Source organism: Pseudomonas jessenii (genome assembly GCF_002236115.1).
Taxonomy (GTDB): domain Bacteria; phylum Pseudomonadota; class Gammaproteobacteria; order Pseudomonadales; family Pseudomonadaceae; genus Aquipseudomonas; species Aquipseudomonas jessenii.
Genome location: NZ_NIWT01000002.1, coordinates 867479 through 884861, shown reverse-complemented (window position 1 = coordinate 884861; position 17383 = coordinate 867479). Strand labels below are relative to the sequence as shown.

At 60.5% G+C, this 17383-nt stretch carries 13 protein-coding genes; 11 read left to right on the top strand and 2 right to left on the bottom strand.

Annotated features, from left to right (window positions below; all coding sequences use genetic code 11):
* Nucleotides 1-216 precede the first annotated feature (216 nt).
* From PSJE_RS08820 to PSJE_RS08800, 5 genes are all read left to right on the top strand, one after another.
* Nucleotides 217-3114, top strand: coding sequence for an AAA family ATPase (locus PSJE_RS08820; RefSeq protein WP_090454580.1), 2898 nt, complete (start codon nt 217-219; stop codon nt 3112-3114).
* A 121-nt stretch (nt 3115-3235) separates the two neighbouring features.
* Entirely contained in the window at nt 3236-3451 is a 216-nt protein-coding gene (locus PSJE_RS08815; protein ID WP_090454578.1) for a hypothetical protein, read from the top strand.
* Nucleotides 3452-3568: 117 nt separating this feature from the next.
* A complete protein-coding gene (locus PSJE_RS08810; protein ID WP_090457826.1) occupies nt 3569-5086 on the top strand; it encodes an efflux transporter outer membrane subunit in 1518 nt (505 codons plus the stop codon).
* Nucleotides 5087-5114: 28 nt separating this feature from the next.
* A complete protein-coding gene (locus PSJE_RS08805) occupies nt 5115-6227 on the top strand; it encodes an efflux RND transporter periplasmic adaptor subunit (RefSeq protein WP_090454576.1) in 1113 nt (370 codons plus the stop codon).
* Nucleotides 6224-9322 (top strand): efflux RND transporter permease subunit, encoded by a 3099-nt coding sequence (locus PSJE_RS08800; RefSeq protein WP_090454574.1) that lies wholly within the window; start codon nt 6224-6226, stop codon nt 9320-9322. The genes PSJE_RS08805 and PSJE_RS08800 overlap by 4 nt, the downstream gene beginning before the upstream one ends.
* Nucleotides 9323-9440: 118 nt before the next feature.
* Here the strand turns inward: PSJE_RS08800 and ppk2 are convergent, their stop codons facing one another.
* A complete protein-coding gene (ppk2, locus tag PSJE_RS08795) occupies nt 9441-10358 on the bottom strand; it encodes a polyphosphate kinase 2 (protein ID WP_090454573.1) in 918 nt (305 codons plus the stop codon).
* Nucleotides 10359-10592: 234 nt separating this feature from the next.
* Between ppk2 and pstS the strand changes: the two genes are divergently transcribed.
* From pstS to PSJE_RS08765, 6 genes are all read left to right on the top strand, one after another.
* Nucleotides 10593-11624, top strand: coding sequence for a phosphate ABC transporter substrate-binding protein PstS (pstS, locus tag PSJE_RS08790; protein WP_090454571.1), 1032 nt, complete (start codon nt 10593-10595; stop codon nt 11622-11624).
* Nucleotides 11625-11694: 70 nt separating this feature from the next.
* Entirely contained in the window at nt 11695-12660 is a 966-nt protein-coding gene (gene pstC, locus PSJE_RS08785; RefSeq protein ID WP_090454569.1) for a phosphate ABC transporter permease subunit PstC, read from the top strand.
* Nucleotides 12660-13553: a phosphate ABC transporter permease PstA gene (gene pstA, locus PSJE_RS08780; protein ID WP_090457824.1), complete on the top strand. Its 894-nt coding sequence runs from the start codon at nt 12660-12662 to the stop codon at nt 13551-13553. The genes pstC and pstA overlap by 1 nt, the downstream gene beginning before the upstream one ends.
* A 2-nt stretch (nt 13554-13555) precedes the next feature.
* On the top strand, nt 13556-14389 hold the full coding sequence (gene pstB / locus PSJE_RS08775) for a phosphate ABC transporter ATP-binding protein PstB (protein ID WP_371856345.1): 834 nt from the start codon (nt 13556-13558) through the stop codon (nt 14387-14389).
* A 101-nt stretch (nt 14390-14490) separates the two neighbouring features.
* A complete protein-coding gene (locus PSJE_RS08770; protein ID WP_090454566.1) occupies nt 14491-15189 on the top strand; it encodes a hypothetical protein in 699 nt (232 codons plus the stop codon).
* Entirely contained in the window at nt 15189-15824 is a 636-nt protein-coding gene (locus tag PSJE_RS08765; RefSeq protein WP_090454565.1) for a hypothetical protein, read from the top strand. Before PSJE_RS08770 ends, PSJE_RS08765 begins: the two co-directional genes overlap by 1 nt.
* A gap of 296 nt (nt 15825-16120) precedes the next feature.
* Here PSJE_RS08765 and PSJE_RS08760 read toward each other — a convergent pair whose 3' ends face one another.
* On the bottom strand, nt 16121-17374 hold the full coding sequence (locus PSJE_RS08760) for a saccharopine dehydrogenase family protein (RefSeq protein ID WP_090454563.1): 1254 nt from the start codon (nt 17372-17374) through the stop codon (nt 16121-16123).
* Nucleotides 17375-17383 lie beyond the last annotated feature (9 nt).

Genomic DNA, 17383 nt, shown 5'->3' with positions numbered 1-17383 from the left:
GATGTTTTTGTCATTAATCTTTGAGATCATGCTCAAACCGCGATGGGCCAAGGGGCGAGCCGAAGTGCTCGGCGTGAACCGAGTTGGCGCGTGTGCCAGTTTCCGACCGGCGACCCTTGGCTTCAGCGCCGATCAGCGTTGTCATTGGATGCAAAGCTGAAGACGGCCTCGTGAAGATCGTGGCGCACACTCTGTCTAGTCTTTTAGGAATCAACCGTGGCACGCCCGCAGCCCCATCCGAACCCAGTCTTGCTCTGCTTCGTCGAGTTCGAGCTCGATGAGTCCAACGCCTGTTTGTCGCGAAATGGGCAAGCGGTGGCGTTGGCGCCGACGCCCTTCACGTTGTTATGCGTGCTGGCACGCCAGCCAGGATCGCTGGTGACCAAGGATGCCTTGCTTGATGCCGTGTGGGGGCACCGGTTCGTCAGCGATTCGGTCCTGAAGACGGCCATCAGCGATCTGCGCAAGGTGCTGGGCGACGACCCCAGGCATCCTCGCTTCATCGAGACGGTGTCGCGGCGCGGCTATCGCTTCATCGCTTCACCCTCCTCCGCACTTTCGATGCCGCCTGCATCCGCGACGGCTACAGCTGCCAGCACACCTTCGTCACCGTCATTCATCGGCCGCACTGACGAGGTCGCGAGGCTGCAAAGGGCGTGGGAGCGGGCGAATGGCGGCGAGCGCGCAGTGGTCTGGCTCGCCGGAGAGCCGGGGATCGGCAAGACCACGTTGATCGAACATTTCCTCGCAAACCTTGGCGACATCGCCTGCGCACGCGGCCATTGCGTGGAGCACTACGGCGCCGGCGAGCCATATCTGCCGGTGCTCGAGGCGTTAGCCGATCTGTGCCGCAGCGACCCCACCTTGCCGGCGCTGCTGCGCGCCGTGGCACCGACCTGGCTGCTGCAACTCCCTTGGCTGAGTACCCCGCAGGAGAAAGACGCGTTGCGGCGCGAGCTTGCCGGCGTCGGCCCGGATCGCATGCTGAGGGAAATGGGCGAATTGCTGGACCGCTACACAGAGCAGCGCCCGCTGATGCTGGTGACCGAAGACCTGCACTGGAGCGATCGGGCGACGGTCCAGCTCATCAACTATGTAGCACGGCGACGTGGCCGCACGCGGCTGATGTGGCTGTCGAGCTTCCGCCTTGCTGAAGTTGTAGCACTCGAGCATCCCCTTAGCTCGTTGCGCCACGAACTGCGTCTGCAACGTCTGTATGAGGAAGTGGTGCTCGACCCGTTCTCGGAAATCGAGGTCGCTGACTATGTTGCGCTGCGTTCGACCTCGCTGGCACGCGATGAAGCCTTCGTGCGCGCCCTGCACGAGCGGACCGACGGCGTGCCGTTGTTCGTTTCGTCGATCACCAGTGAAGTGATGGACCCAAAGGACGACAAAACCACCATCCAGGCTCGGCTTGCGAATCTGGCGGTTCCCGAAAACCTCGCAGCCATCATTGATCACTACATCGCCAGGCTGGGTCCGGAGCAACGTACACTCCTCACGGCAGCAGCAGTGTGCGGGACCGAATTCCGGGTTGAGACGGTTTCGCTGGCCCTCGAGCGCGACCATTCTTCGGTTACCAGCGCTTGTGAGGAGCTGATGCGCGCGCAGGTCTGGCTCACACAGTCGCGGACCACTAACGTTGAAGAGACGATAGAACTGCCTTACTCGTTTCGACACGCTCTCTTCCGCCAGGTGCTGTACGACCGCACGCCGCGCTCTTTGCGCACCCAACTCCATCGCCAGGTCGGCGCTGCCCTCGAACGCGACCGCACGACCGGCCTACCGGTTGCTGCCTCAGAGCTGGCAATGCACTTCGACCGCGCCCGACTGCCGATGATTGCGCTGCGTTATTACGCCGAGGCCGCAGAAGCTGCGCTACTGCACTTCAGCCCGGACTTGTGCATTGGCCTCACTGAGCGCGCCTTGGTCCTGCTGATGCAGGCACCCGAAGGGACGGAGCGCAATTCGCTCGAAATCACCCTGGCCACGCTGCAAGGGGTTTCGGCGTTCCACGTGTTCGGTGTCGGCAGCGAAGCCAAGAGCGCCTTCGAACGTGCATACAGGCTGCTGGCGGATGTACCCGAGCACCCCATGCGTGGTCGCCTGCTGCACGGATTCGGCTATCTACTGGGTCTGCGCGGCGACTATGCGTTGGCGCTCGAGGTGGCGGAACGTGCTGAAGCCCTCTCCTGCGCAGCAAATGATCAAGAGCTCATGCTGGCGGCATGTATCGTCCAGGGCGAGGTGCATCACCTCCAGGGACGCACGAAAACGACTCGCCGTTGGCTGGAACGCGCCCTTGCGATCGCCGAGCCGCTGGACATCGGGACGAACGAGGTCTTTGCGGCTGATCCTCAGGTCATGCTGCACGGCATGCTGGCCATAGAGCTGGTACGTTCTGGCCTGCTTGAGCAAGCCCGAGTCCACCTGCAGCAGGCGCGGGTACGTGCACAGAAGTTGCGCCAGCCCATGACCTGGCTGGTCGCTGCCTGGCAGGAGGTGTTGATCGAGGTGAGGATGGGAAACCACGTGCGTGTGGCTGCGCTGGCCGATGACATGCAGGCGCTGGTCGATGAGTATTCGCTTGCACTCGGGCGGACGGCTTGCCGCTGGTGGCGCGGTTGGGCCGACGCGCGCCGTGGCTCTCCGAGCGACGGCTACCTTCGCATCCGTGAAGCCTACGAAGAACACACCGGCCTCGGCATGCGCTCCGGTGCAAGCGAAGTTCTCGGTTACGCCGCCGAGGCACTTCTATTGGCGGGTGATTGCAACGCAGCGCAAGTCGAGCTGCAGGAAGCGTTTCGGGTGGGCGAGGAATTGGGCGAGCGCGTATACCTGCCGCAGCTATTGCTGCTGCAGGCAGCGATCTCGCGAGCGCAGGGTCGGCCCGACGCCGGCATCGCTGCGGTGCGGCGCGCGGTTGAAGAGACTCGCGCCCAGGAAGCACCGTGGCTGGAGCTGCAAGCGCTGGTCGAGTTGTGCGAGCACCCTGACGCTACGGCCGAGGACCTACAGGCATTAGCCACACTGATTGACCAGTTGCCCGAAACTGACGGAACCGAGCTGGCGAAACGTGCGCGCACGCTGATTCTCGCTGCCAAGCCGGCTTAAAGCGACGCGATTTCTCTGCGCAGAGAATGCGGTCCCGACCGAAGCCTGACCTTTCGCTTACGACTCGACCCGGGGGGGCGGCTTACGCTGTCATCGAACTTTCTTGCCCCCCTGGTCTGCAATGATCCTGAACCCTGAATCCAAATACCCGAGCCGCCGCTCGTACGTAGTGAAGCTGCGTAGCGACGCCGCGCCGGGGGCCCTGGTGGGCCGCCTCGAAAACCTGGTCACTGGACGACAGCGTGAGTTTTCGTCCGCCGAAGAGCTGTTGGAGTCGATTGCATCGGACCTCGCGTTGGCAACCGGCGAGCACACGGCCGATGCCGGCGACGAGTGACGCCTCCACCACGAATCAGCGCTCGAGATGGCGACCGAACGGCGACCCTTCGCTGACGACTTCGCGCACACCGGGCCTTACGCTGATACCACCTCGAATTTGCACGAGCCCAATCCGATGCCGCGACTTCCAAACTTCCACCTGTTGACCCGCAACACCGGGCAGACGCCCCTGCAACATGCCGAACGCGTAATCGGTGTCGTAAAGGGTGCGGCGCTTGCCGCGTCCATCGCCCTGATCCTGACCGGTTGCTCCACGGAGGTGCTGACGCCGTCGGTAGACCTACCGAGCAACTTCGCCGCGAGCACGGCCTCCGAAATGGAACCCGAGGCGGCATGGTGGGAGGTTTACCACGACCCGGTGTTGACGGATCTGGTGCGCCGAGCCGCGCGCGAGAATCGCGACGTCAAGATTGCCGCCGAGCGCCTGCACGCCGCGCGTGCTGGCGAAACGGTCAGCCGTTCATGGCTGTTCCCGAGTGTCGGCGCATCCGCCTCCGGCAGCGATCGCAGCAGCGGCTACAGCTCGGCCATGAAACAGGGTTATCCGGATACCGAGACCACCAGTGCGGGGCTGGACGTCTCGTGGGAGCTCGACCTGAGCGGCCGCTTGCGCGCCGGCGCAGCGGCGGCTGACGCCGATGCGATGGCCGCGGAGCACAGCATGCGCGGCGTACGCCTGCTGGTGATGAGCGACGTCGTCAGCAATTACTTCACACTGCTCGGCGCGCAACGCCAGGTCGCGACACTGCGCGCCATCTCAGCGATGCAGGACGAGACGCTGCGTCTGGTTGTCGCTCGCCAGCAGGCGGGGCTGGCCTCGGCCTTCGACGTCGAACGCGCGCAGACCGACGCCTTGTCGGCGCGGGCGCAGATTCCGCCGCTGGAAACACAGGTGGCTGTGTCGCGCCATCGTATTGCGGTGCTGATTGCCGACCAGTCCTTCAATACCGCGAACATCCAGTCTTCGATCAGCGATGTGGCAGTGGTGCCCGAGGCCAAGCCAGGCCAGCCCGCAGAGCTGCTGCAACGTCGACCTGACGTGCTGGCGTTGATGGCGCAGCTCGATGCAGCCAATGCGCGCCGCAAGCAGGCCGCGGCCGAGTGGTTTCCGCGGCTGTTCCTCGACGCCTCCTTCGGCCGCCAGGGCTTGAGCCTGAACGGCGCCGATCTCGGCGTTGCACGCTTCACTAACGTGGCGGGTTTGCTGGCGATGCCGCTCTTCAACGCCGGGCGCACGCAAGCAATCAACAATGCGGCCGAAAGTGCTCAAAAAGAGGCGCTGCTGCGCGCCGAAGACGGCATCGTGCGGGCGCTCGAAGATGTAGAGAACGCCCTCGTCACGCTGGCGCAAGAGCGGCGCCGCGCCGGGTCGCTGCAATTGGCCGCCGCGTCCGCCGAGGCTGCACAGAACCGCGCCCAGTCGCTCTATAACCGCGGGCAGATCGACCTGTTGCCACTGCTGGATTCGCAGCGCGCGCGCCTGGCGGCACGCTTGAATTCCAACGAAAGCAACACCCGCCTGCTGATCGATAGCGTGCAGCTCTATAAGGCACTGGGCGGGGGCTGGCAGGTGTTCGAACAACCCGCTACTCCCACAGCAGCCACCGCAGCCGACCGGCCACCACTTTCCTGAGAATTTCGTTTTACAAAGAGGAACCGCCTTGAAAACCTCCCTTACTGCGGCCGGCGCTCTGGCCGTAGCCGTCATGCTTTGCGCGTGCAGCCCCGACCAGCCAGCGGTGCAGGCACCCCGACCGGTGCGCACAGCTGAAATCAGCTACGACAACGCTCGCGACATCAATCGCTACGTGGGTACCGTGCAGTCGCGGCACGAAGTAGACCAAGCCTTCCGCGTGGGCGGCAAGATCGCCCAGCGCAAGGTCGATGTCGGCCAGTTTGTGCGCGAAGGCGACATACTGGCGGTACTGGATGACAGCGACTACCGCCTCGCCGAAGAAGCGTCGCGACAACAGTGGACAGTTGCCGTCGAGCAGACACGCCAGGCCGACTCGGACCGCCAGCGTCTGACCGCACTGAAGGCTGACGGTTCGGTCAGTGCGGCCGACGCCGAGCGCGCGCAGACCAATGCGCAAACCGCGCATGCAACTGCCGAGGCCGAGGCACGCAAGCTCGAACTCGCGCGCAACCGACTCAAGTACACCGCGTTGCGCGCCTCGCGCAGCGGCGTCGTCACGGCTGTGCGCTTTGAGGCCGGGCAGGTTGTGCCGGAGGGTCAAGCGGTTGTCTCGATCGCGAATCCGGATGAGTCCGAGATCGTCATCGATGTGCCCGAGAATCAACTGGCCGTCTTCAAGGACGCGCGTTTCAAGGCGTCGCTGGCCAGTGCGCCGGGCGAGGTCTTCGATGTCACGCTGCGTGAGCTATCGCCGCAAGCCACAGCGCAGACGCGTACCTATCGCGCGCGGCTCAAGCCGTTGCAAGCGCTGCCGCTGGGCGCCACCGCCACGGTGACGGCCGAGCGAGTCATGACAAGTGTCTCTGTGGCGGCAGTGCCAGCCACGGCATTGACGCAGAACGGCGGTCAGCCGGCGCTGTGGGTGGTCACGCCTATGGGCAAGGATCCGGCAGGCATAGTTGATCTGGAGCGTGTGGCCGTTTGGGGTTACCGCAACGACGAGGTGCTCGTCTCTGGGCCGCAGGCCGGCGCATTGGTCGTCACCGCCGGCGTCCAGAAGATGACGTCCGGACTGAAGGTCGCGCTCCCAGGTGCGGCGATCGTTGACGCCAATACCACGCAGCAGGCAGCCCGATGAACAACTTCAACCTCACCGACTGGGCGCTGCGCCACCGCGCTATCGTTCTGTTCATGCTCCTCATTGTCGCGGTGGCCGGCGCCTTCAGCTTCACCCGACTCGGCCAGCTCGAGGATCCGAACTTTTCCGTGCCGTCCATGACCGCCATGGTCATCTGGCCGGGCGCCACTGCCCAGCAGTTGCAGGACCAGGTCCTAAACCGTATGGAGAAGAAATTCGAGCAGATCGACAACTTCGAGAAGGTGGTCACCTACGCGCGGCAAGGCTACGCAGGCATGACGCTCACCGTACGCGGCGGCACTTCCAAGGCTGACCAGCGCGAAGCCTGGTACCAGGCGCGCAAGAAACTCAACGACCTGAGCCTCGAGATGCCTGACGGCGTGATCGGCCCGATCCTGAACGACGAGTACGGCGACGTGTATGGCCTGATGTACGCCATCAAGGGCGACGGCGTCGGTCAGGCCGACCTGTCGCACGCAGCCGAGGACATCAAGCGCCAGATGCTGAAAGTGCCGATGGTCAAGAAGATCGATCTCATCGGCAAGCAGGCCGAGCGTGTCTACGTCGAGTTCTCGCACGAGCGCCTGGCCGCGCTGGGCATTACACCGCTGACCATTGCCGAAAGCCTCAAGAGCCAGAACGCCATGGTGCCGGCGGGCCAGATCGACACCCGCGGCGACCGCGTCATGGTGCGCGTGAGCGGCCAGTTCGCCAGCGAAGAGGCGATCCGCAACGTGCCCATCTCTGCGAGCGGCCGGCAGATCAAGCTCGGCGACATTGCGACCGTTACACGTGGATTCGAAGATCCGCCCACCTACACGGTCCGCCACAACGGCCAGCCCGTGCTGATGCTCGGCATCACGATGACCAGCGACGGCAACATCGTGGACCTTGGCAAGGCGATGGACGCGGCGGTCGCCAAGATCCAGTCCGAGCTGCCGCACGGCGTGGAACTGGAACTCGTCGCCGACCAACCCACCACAGTGAGGGATGCAATCCTGGACTTCGGCCGCGCGCTGGCCGAGGCGTTGATCATCGTGATCGCGGTGAGCCTGGCCAGCCTGGGCTGGCGCGCCGGCCTCGTGGTCGCGGCCACGGTGCCGCTGGTGCTGGGCGGCGTGGCACTGGTGATGCTGGCGATGGGCTGGAACCTCGAGCGTATTTCGCTCGGCTCACTGATTATCGCGTTGGGACTGTTGGTGGATGACGCCATCATCGCCATCGAGATGATGGTGGCGAAGATGGAAACCGGTATGGACCGCGTGAAGGCGGCCGCCTTCTCCTATCAGTCCACCGCGATGCCGCGCCTGACCGGCGCACTCATCACGGTCGTAGGCTTCCTGCCGATCGGCCTCTCGAAGTCCACCACCGGCGAATACGCGGGTGGCATTTTCTGGATCGTTGGCGCCGCGGTGCTGTTCTCGTGGATCTGTTCCGGCATCTTCACACCGTACCTGGCGGTCAAGATGCTGCCCAACGACTTGGGCACGCACCAGCACGCCGATCCGCACGACACCAAGTTCTACCGCAGCTTGCGCCGCTTGATCGATACCGCCATCGAGCGTCGCTGGGTAGTCATCGGTGCGACGGTTGCCGCTCTGGTGCTTGCTCTGGCCTGTATCAAGCTGGTGCCGCAGCAATTCTTCCCCAACAGTTCGCGTCCGGAGCTGGTCATAGACCTGCGCGTCAAGGAAGGCTCCTCGTTCGCGGCGACGACCGAACAGGTCAAGCACATGGAGGAGATCCTGGCGAAGGACGAGGACGTGCGTTTCTATACCGCCTATACCGGCGCCGGCGCACCGCGCTTCTATCTCTCGCTCAACCCCGAACTGCCCAATCCGGGATTTGCCCAGTTCGTTGTGATGACCAAAGACCTGGACGCACGCGAGCGGGTACGTGCGCGACTGGTGGCCTCCGCTGACCAACAATTCCCCCAGGCGTGGGTGCGCGTGACCCGGCTCGAATTGGGCCCACCTGTCGGCTACCCGGTGCAGTTCCGCGTCGTCGGGCCTGATACCCAGAAGGTGCGGCAGATCGCTCGCGAGGTGGAGAACGTGATTGCATCCAACCCGAAGGTGCGCGACCTCCAGCTCGACTGGAACGACCCGGTGCGCACGCTGAAGGTCGAGCTTGATCAAGACAAGGCAAACGCACTCGGTCTCACGCCGGCGGACGTGTCGCTGGCGACCCAGACTGTGATGAACGGCGCAACCTTGTCGCAGCTGCGTGAGCACGAGGAGCTGATCGACATCGTCGCCCGCGCCGTGCCCGCCGAGCGCCTGAGCCTCGACACGCTGAAAGACATCAACCTCTACACGCGCCAGGGAACGGTGGTGCCACTGTCGCAAGTCGCACAAGTACGCTCTGAGCTGGAAGAGCCAGTGCTTTGGCGCCGGAACCGCGATATGGCAATCACGGTGCGTGCCGACGTGAAGGATGGCGAGCAAGGTGTATCGGTGACTCAGGAGATCCAGCCGTTGCTCAAGGACATCGAAGCGAAGCTGCCCTCGGGCTACCGCATCGACACGGGCGGAGCCGTTGAGGAAAGTGACAAGGCCAACAAAGCGCTGCTCGCGGTGGCCCCGCTGATGCTGATCACCATCCTGCTGTTGCTCATGCTGCAACTGCAGAATTTCTCTCGCATGTGGATGGTCGTGCTGACCGCACCGCTAGGGCTGATCGGTGTGGTGCCGGCGCTGCTGGTGTTCCAGTCGCCGCTGGGCTTCGTTGCAATCCTGGGCATCATCGCACTGGGTGGCATGATCATGCGCAACGCAGTGATCCTGATCGATCAAGTGCAGATCGAAATCACTGAAGGGCGCGACCCGTGGAATGCTGTGCTGGATGCCGCCATACACCGGGCCCGTCCGGTGATGCTGACAGCGCTGGCGACCGTACTTGCAATGATCCCGCTGACGCGCAGTGTGTTTTGGGGGCCGATGGCAATTGCGATCATGGGCGGTCTTACGGTGGCGACGCTGCTAACGATTTTCTTCGTCCCTGCATTGTACGCCGCATGGTTCAAGGTGGGTCGCCAGACGACCGCTGACGCTCATCAGTTACAGGGGGACGCCACGTTCGCTTCTGACTTATAAATGCCGGGGCACTGTGCCCCGATTTCACCGCAATTAGAAGGCTTGCGAGGCGGTCGTTCAGGCTATCCGGCTTCGAATGCTGCTCTCCAATCGAAGGGCGCCTCGCTCCAGCCTCTCTTTAATAGACTTGAGGAACGATGAGTTCCGGTGGCGTCGGACTGCGGGAGTAATCCTCCTGTCTTACGCGTTGCGGTAGTTCGATCACCGGTAACTCTACCTCTTCATAGGGCATCTGCCCGAGCAGGTGGTGGATGCAGTTAAGTCTTGCTTTCTTCTTATCATCGGCTTGCACCACCCACCATGGCGCTTCGGCGATGTGGGTGCGTTCCAGCATTACTTCCTTGGCCTTGGTATAGGCTTCCCAGCGCCGACGGGACTCCAGATCCATTGGGCTGAGTTTCCACTGCTTGAGCGGGTCGTGAATGCGACTGAGAAAGCGCAGGTGCTGTTCCTGGTCGGAAATGGAGAACCAATATTTGATTAGCTGAATGCCGGAGCGTGCAAGCATTCTTTCGAACTCTGGCACAGTGCGGAAGAACTCTTCGTACTGATCGGCGTTGCAAAAACCCATCACCTGTTCGACGCCTGCGCGATTGTACCAACTACGGTCGAAGAGGACGATCTCACCCGCTGCCGGCAGGTGTGAGACGTAGCGCTGGAAGTACCACTGAGTACGTTCGCGGTCATTGGGTGCAGGCAACGCGGCAACCCGACACACGCGAGGATTGAGCCGTTGGGTAATGCGCTTGATGACACCACCTTTGCCCGCGGCATCACGACCTTCGAACAGAATGACTACTTTGTGGCCTGTCTTTACCACCCAGCTTTGCAGCTTCACCAATTCGCCTTGCAGGCGGAATAGTTCGCTGAAATAAACTCTTCGAGCTTCCTTCTCACTTCCTTCCTCTACCTGCTCATCGAACAGAGCATTCAGGTCAGTGCCGTCTTCGGATAATTCCAGTTCCAGCTCTTCGTCACTGTGATCAAGCAGCTCACGGCGGATGCGCTGTATCAGTGTGTCTTCGGTTGATAGCATAGGAGCAACTCGCGTCGGGAAGGGCCTGACTCAGTGTTAGTCGTACTTGGTTACGAAGTAATTACAAAAACTTTTGCTTCAAAGCAGGCCCGTATCAAGGGCGGCTACGGGTGCAAGGCGATATCGAGCTGGCAGACAAGTCAATCAGCGAGATCTTGTGCCATCGGACTTTCATAAAGGCGTAACAAGATTGTTGCAGAGTTTCGGAGCCCGCTATCACAAGGAGTTCCTTCGATGAAAAATTTGATGAAGTCTGTTGCGCTCGCCATTACGGTTTCTCTTTGTGCAACCTCAGTGTCTTTCGCTGCTGAAAGCGTTCGACTGACAGGTTCCGGCGCCAGTTTTCCGGCTCCGATTTACCTCACTTGGTTCAAGGATTTCAGCAAGAAAACCGCTGGCGTCACCGTGGATTATCAATCCAAGGGCAGCGGTGCAGGTGTGCAGGACTTTTTGAACAAAACGGTCGATTTCGCCGCCAGCGACTCGGCGATGAAAGACGAGGACATCGCCAAGGTTGCCGAAGGCGCGCAGTTGCTGCCGATGACAGCGGGTGAAATCGTCCTGGCCTATAACCTGCCAGGCAGTCCTAAAGGGCTGAAATTGCCACGCGATGTTTACTCCAACATCTTCCTGGGCAAGATCACCCAATGGAATGACCCGCAGATCGTCGCGGCCAACCCGGAGCTGAAACTGCCTGCTACACCGATCACCGTTGTCGTGCGTGCAGATTCCAGCGGCACCACCGCGGTATTCACCAAGCACTTGGCGGCAATCAACCCGGCGTTCAAGCAGGAGTTAGGTGAAGGCAACACCGTCAACTGGCCAGCCAGCGACAAATTCATCAAATCGCCTAAAAACGATGGCGTGACCGCTACCGTACGTCAGACCCCGGGCGCCATTGGCTACATCGAGTACGGCTTCGCCAAGCTGGCCAAGGTCGACTTTGCCCAATTGCAGAACAAGGCCGGTCACTACGTTGTGCCGAATGCCGAGAGCGGTGCCGAAGCTCTGGCTGCGGTGAAGATGCCTGAAAGCCTCGTGGCTTGGCTGCCTGATCCGGATGGCGCCAAGTCCTACCCGATCACTTCCTACACCTGGATGATCTTCCGCAAGCAGAACGAAAGCCCGGCCAAGGCCAAAGCCATGCGTGAAATGGTCGAGTACAGCCTGACTGAAGGTCAGAAAATCGCCGATTCGATGGGCTACATCCCCCTGCCGCAATCGGTCGTCGATCAGGTTCGCAAAGCTTCCGCCAACATCCAGTGACGCTCGCGAGACCTCTCGGCGTGTGCTTCCAGCCTCACCGAGAGCGTTCTCCCCTACGCCGGAATAGCCCATGAACAAGCCATTTGTCGTACCGGTCAATCCGGATTCCGCCTGCCGTCCACCGTCTGCAAAGGATTTTCTGGTTGATCGCACCTTCCGCGCACTGGCGCGCATCGGTGTGGTTCTCGTTCTGGCGCTGGTCTTTGCCTTGGTGTTCGAGGTGGGACGCAAAGCACTTCCAGGCATGGAGAAACACGGTTTTGACGTCCTTTTGGGAACCGTGTGGGACGTGAACCAGGGCAAGTACGGCATCCTGCCGGCCATTTGGGGCACGCTCTACAGCGCCTTCATCGCCTTGATGATCGCGGGATTTTTCGGCGTCAGCATGGCGATTTTCCTGACCCAGGATTTCCTGCCCGCGAAACTGGCGGCCGTTTTTCGCACCATTGTCGAATTGCTCGCGGCCATTCCCAGCGTCGTTTATGGCCTGTGGGGCATCTACGTGGTGATCCCGGCCATTCGTCCCCTCACGGATTGGCTGAACAGTGAACTTGGCTGGATCCCCTTTTTCGGCACGACCTTGAGTGGCCCGGGGCTGTTACCTGCCGCGCTGGTGCTTGCCATCATGATTCTGCCGACCATTGCCGCTGTTTCGCAGGATGCCCTCACCGGCGTTCCGATGAAAACCAAGCAGGCGGCCTATGGCATGGGAACCACCCACTGGGAAGCGATTCTCAAGGTCATGGTGCCCTCCGCTGCCACCGGCATTTTTGGCTCGCTGGTGCTGGGTCTGGGTCGGGCCTTGGGTGAAACGATGGCCCTGGCCATGTTGGTAGGCAACTCGAACAACATTTCCCTTTCTCTGTTTGCACCCGCCAACACGCTCGCGGCCTTGTTGGCGCTGAACTTCCCCGAGGCGGGACCGACCGAGATCGAGGTGTTGATGTATGCAGCACTGGTCCTGATGCTGATCACCCTGATCGTGAACGTCATCGGCTCCATGATCATGGTCTATGCCCAGCGTGGTACTAAATGATGACTGACATCACTTCTTCGACAGCCGCTTTGCCCAGTCTGCAGCGCAAGTTTGAAGGACGCGCCCTGCGCAGCCTGGTGTTAACTACGCTGGTCTGGGCTGGCGCCCTGCTGGCCAGCGTGCCCCTGATTTCCGTGCTCTACATGCTGATCACACGTGGTGGTGCCCGCCTCAGCCTAGAGGTGTTCACCGAACTGCCGCCGACCGGCTTCGAGACGGGTGGCGGCTTCGGCAACGCGATGGCAGGCACCTTCGTTATGGTCGGTATCGCCGCTGCCATCGCGGTTCCGGTCGGCATCATGGCGGCCATCTTTCTGGCTGAGCTTGGGCCGGACAGCAAGCTGGCCAACGCCGCGCGCTTTGCCGCCAAGATGCTCACCGGATTGCCTTCGATTTTGGCGGGTGTTTTTGCCTACGCCCTGGTGGTGATGACCACGGGCACCTACTCGGCACCGGCAGGTGGCGTGGCGCTGGCAGTATTGATGCTGCCCATCGTTGTGCTGACGGCTGAAGAATCGATGAGGATGGTGCCCAAGATCATGAAGGATGCTGCCTACGGTATGGGCTGCACCCGATCGCAGGTGATCTGGAAAATCGTACTGCCTACCGGCCTGCCAGCGATCCTGACCGGCGTGATGCTGGCGGTGGCCCGTGCAGCCGGCGAAACCGCGCCGCTGTTGTTTACCGCCCTGTTCAGCAACTACTGGATCTACCACGACGGCAGCCTGGCGGTGATGAATCCGACCGCATCGCTCGCCGTACTGATCTACAACTTCTCCGGCATGCCGTTCGACAATCAGCTTGAGCTCGCATGGGCGGCCTCGCTGGTGTTGGTGATGATCGTGCTGATCGTGAATATCGTCAGCCGAATCTTCGGCAAGCCAAAGTTTTAAGAATGGGAGCACATAGTGTGAATGTATTATCTGCGCAAAAAGTTGCCCCGCTCGAGACACAGGTCCCTGTGGTCATGGACTGCAAGCTGGACAAGATTTTCTACGGCAATTTCATGGCGGTGCGTGACAGCCATGTGCCGATCGAAAAAAACAAGATCACCGGATTCATCGGTCCTTCGGGCTGCGGCAAGAGTACCGTACTGCGCAGCCTCAACCGGATGAATGACCTGGTCAAAGGCTTTCGCTTCGAGGGTCATGTGCATTTCCTCGGGCAAGACGTTTATGGCAAGGGCGTTGATCCCGTGGTCGTGCGCCGCTATATCGGGATGGTGTTTCAACAACCAAACCCGTTCTCGATGAGCATCTTCGATAACGTCGCTTTTGGCCTACGCCTCAATCGCTACCAGGGCGATCTGGGCGACCGCGTCAAGCACGCCCTGCAGGGCGCCGCGCTGTGGGATGAAGTCAAGGACAAGCTCAAGGTCAGCGGTCTGTCCCTCTCAGGGGGCCAGCAGCAACGACTCTGTATCGCCCGCGCCATCGCCACCGAACCGGAAGTCCTGTTGCTGGATGAGCCGTGCTCGGCACTCGACCCGATTGCCACCCGCCGCGTCGAGGAATTGATGGTCGAGTTGAAGAAGGATTACACCATCGCTCTGGTCACCCACAATATGCAGCAGGCGATCCGTGTCGCTGACACGACGGCATTTTTCTCGGTGGATATTTCACAGGGCACGCGTACCGGCTATCTGGTTGAGATGGGCCCCACGGCCCAGATATTCGACAATCCGCGCGAGCAGATGACCAGCGATTACATCAGCGGAAAATTCAGCTAGGCAAAAACCGTCCGGTCAGACCGAATGCAGCCAAGGGCCAAACGACATTGGCATGCATTTGGTCGTTTTACCTTCCCACCCCTCTTTCATCAGGATTGCCAATGTCTGCAAAGCGTCGTCTTGATTTGTCTGCGATTGAACGTGCGCTGCGTGAGGTGCAAAGTCGTTTTGCTGAGCTCAGCAGGCACTTCACCGAGCCACGAGATCCCTTGACGGACGAAGTGCTTCAGAACGTGCTTGATGGCTATGCCCTGATTGACGACTACATTGCACGTGGCGTCGACCTGTTTGATCTTCAGCAGTTGAATCTGATGCTGGAGATCAATGCCACGGTCCTGTGCGGTCGAGACCCGGCGCGCCGGCTGGAATTCGCTCAACACCTTGCTGCCACCGAGGAACACTTCTTCAACAACGTGGAGGGTGGAATCAAAGACTTGTTCAATTGGTACAGCGCGTATCGCAGTGAATCAGTCTGGAAGCGTGCCGCGGGTGTGTACGTGCGCATCCTGAGCAAGCCGCAATTGTTCATAGAAGGCAACAACCGCAGTGGGTCGCTCATCGTCAGCTATTTGCTCATGCGCGCAGGTTTACCGCCGTTCGTGCTGACGCTGGAAAACGCCGAGGGCTATTTCAACCCATCCTCAGTCATACGCAACTCCGCCAAGCATGGAATCAAGGCGCTGTACGAACTGCCCAAGATCAAGAAAAAATATGCAGCCTTCCTGGAAGAACAGGCGCCTGATCCAATGAAGTTTTTTCTCAAAGACAAGCCCTTGCCCGTCCATCAGGAAGGCCGTTGATGAGCTGGCATCCAATGCTCGCTAAATGCCGAACTTTCGGCAGCCGTGTATGGCAAGCCATCCAGTGTGCCATCCCGATGCCCGTGTTCAGGCGTCCGCGCATACGGATTTCGTTCGATATCGATGACACGCTGGCCTGCCAACTCCACCAGTGCGCAGTAGAGAAAAACCGGCTGCCGGCCTGTGTCCACCGTTGGCTGGGTGAGCCGTTGCGTATCGGAACACGCTCCCTGACCCGAGAGTTACGTCGCCAGGGCTGCAGTATCTGGGTCTACACGTCATCGGGTCGCACGCCTTCCTACATCCGGCGTTGGCTATTACTTTACGGTATCCGCGTCGACGGCGTGGTCAACAGTGTGCGGCATAACCATGCCCTGACGATGCATGGGCTGTCGAACGCCCCTTCGAAATTTCCGCCAGCATTCGATATCGACTTGCATGTCGATGATTCCGAAGGTGTGCAGATTGAAGGTCATGACCACGGTTTTCGCGTGGTTGTCGTACATCCGGAAGACGAGCGCTGGGCACAGAGAGTCTTGGATGCAGTAGCTGAACTCCAGGCGCAGCTAGCTTGGCAGCAACCGCTCAGACACAAGGCGCCAGCGCAACAACGCTCGGAAGTTTTTTCCTCCTGATTTTTAGTACATCTGAAATATTTAGATCGCTCGCTGAGCGATCACCAATTCACACTGGGCGTAGTTGAGCTCAATTGGAATCGATGAAAAAAACCAGTCAGCATTAGGCAGTCTTTGGCCTTCTGCCTGTATCTACAGTTTTTAAGAACGGTGTTAGATGCCGCTCCAGTACGAAGAGCCGGAACAAAAGCATAGGTTGTGAACTCTCTTCGGCGTATTCAAAAAAGTCACGTACAAACAAAAACGCCGCTTATTGAGCGGCGTTTTTGCAGCAGGCAATGAAGCTCAGTTGTATGTTACGAGCCTTCGGCGTTACCGCTCCAGGGGCGGTCTCCATTCTCATCCTTGATGCGGGTCGGCAGGCCCATCACGTCCAGCGCCCTGAGGAACGGCATAGCCGGCAGCTCTTCGACGTTGGCCATGCGTTGCACGTCCCACTCGCCGCGGGCGACCAGCAGCGCTGCAGCCACTGGCGGCACGCCAGCCGTATAGGAAATGCCTTGGCTGTCGGTTTCTGCGTAGGCTTCTTCATGGTCGGCCACGTTGTAGATGAACACCTCGCGCAGCTGCCCATCTTTGGTGCCCTTGATCAGGTCGCCGATGCAGGTCTTGCCAGTGTAGCCAGGCGCCAGCGAGCTCGGGTCAGGCAGCACGGCCTTGACCACTTTCAGCGGCACGACTTCCAGGCCTTCGGCGGTCTTGACCGGTTGCTCGGAGAGCAAGCCAAGGTTCCTGAGTACGGTGAACACATTGATGTAGTGCTCGCCGAAGCTCATCCAGAAACGCACGTTGGGCACGTCGAGGTTTTTCGACAGCGAGTGCACTTCATCGTGGCCGGTCAGGTACAGGTTCTGCGCGCCTACGACCGGCAGGTCATCAGTACGCTTGACCTCGAACATAGTGTTGCTGGTCCACTGACTGTTCTGCCAGCTCCAGACCTGTCCGGTGAACTCGCGGAAATTGATTTCCGGGTCGAAATTGGTGGCGAAATACTTGCCATGGGAGCCGGCATTGACGTCGAGAATGTCGATCGAATCAATGCGGTCGAAATACTGTTGTTGTGCCAGCGCCGCATAGGCGTTGACCACACCCGGGTCGAAGCCCACACCGAGAATGGCGGTGATGTTCTTCTCTTGGCATTCCTGCAGGTGGTTCCACTCGTAGTTGCCATACCAGGGCGGCGTCTCGCAGATTTTGCCCGGTTCTTCGTGAATGGCGGTGTCCAGATAGGCCACGCCGGCATCGATGCAGGCGCGCAGCACCGACATGTTGAGGAAGGCGGAACCGACGTTGATGACGATCTGCGATCCGGTTTCGCGGATCAGCGCCTTGGTCGCTTCGACATCCAGGGCGTTCAGCGAGAATGCCTGGATTTCGGCGGGCTGTTTGAGGCTGCCCTTAGCCTTGACGCTGTCGATGATGGCCTGGCATTTGGAGATGTTGCGCGACGCGATAGCGATACGACCAAGTTCGTCGTTGTGCTGCGCGCACTTGTGGGCCACCACCTTGGCGACACCTCCTGCACCAATGATAAGAACGTTCTTTTTCAATTGCTTTAC

Bases quoted from the DNA above. Each gene is read 5' to 3' on its own strand.
- pstA (WP_090457824.1), top strand. From the start codon at position 12,660: ATGACTGACATCACTTCTTCGACAGCCGCTTTGCCCAGTCTGCAGCGC.
- pstC (WP_090454569.1), top strand. From the start codon at position 11,695: ATGAACAAGCCATTTGTCGTACCGGTCAATCCGGATTCCGCCTGCCGT.
- PSJE_RS08815 (WP_090454578.1), top strand. From the start codon at position 3,236: ATGATCCTGAACCCTGAATCCAAATACCCGAGCCGCCGCTCGTACGTA.
- PSJE_RS08765 (WP_090454565.1), top strand. From the start codon at position 15,189: ATGAGCTGGCATCCAATGCTCGCTAAATGCCGAACTTTCGGCAGCCGT.
- PSJE_RS08800 (WP_090454574.1), top strand. From the start codon at position 6,224: ATGAACAACTTCAACCTCACCGACTGGGCGCTGCGCCACCGCGCTATC.
- PSJE_RS08810 (WP_090457826.1), top strand. From the start codon at position 3,569: ATGCCGCGACTTCCAAACTTCCACCTGTTGACCCGCAACACCGGGCAG.
- ppk2 (WP_090454573.1), bottom strand. From the start codon at position 10,358: ATGCTATCAACCGAAGACACACTGATACAGCGCATCCGCCGTGAGCTG.
- pstS (WP_090454571.1), top strand. From the start codon at position 10,593: ATGAAAAATTTGATGAAGTCTGTTGCGCTCGCCATTACGGTTTCTCTT.
- pstB (WP_371856345.1), top strand. From the start codon at position 13,556: ATGGGAGCACATAGTGTGAATGTATTATCTGCGCAAAAAGTTGCCCCG.
- PSJE_RS08770 (WP_090454566.1), top strand. From the start codon at position 14,491: ATGTCTGCAAAGCGTCGTCTTGATTTGTCTGCGATTGAACGTGCGCTG.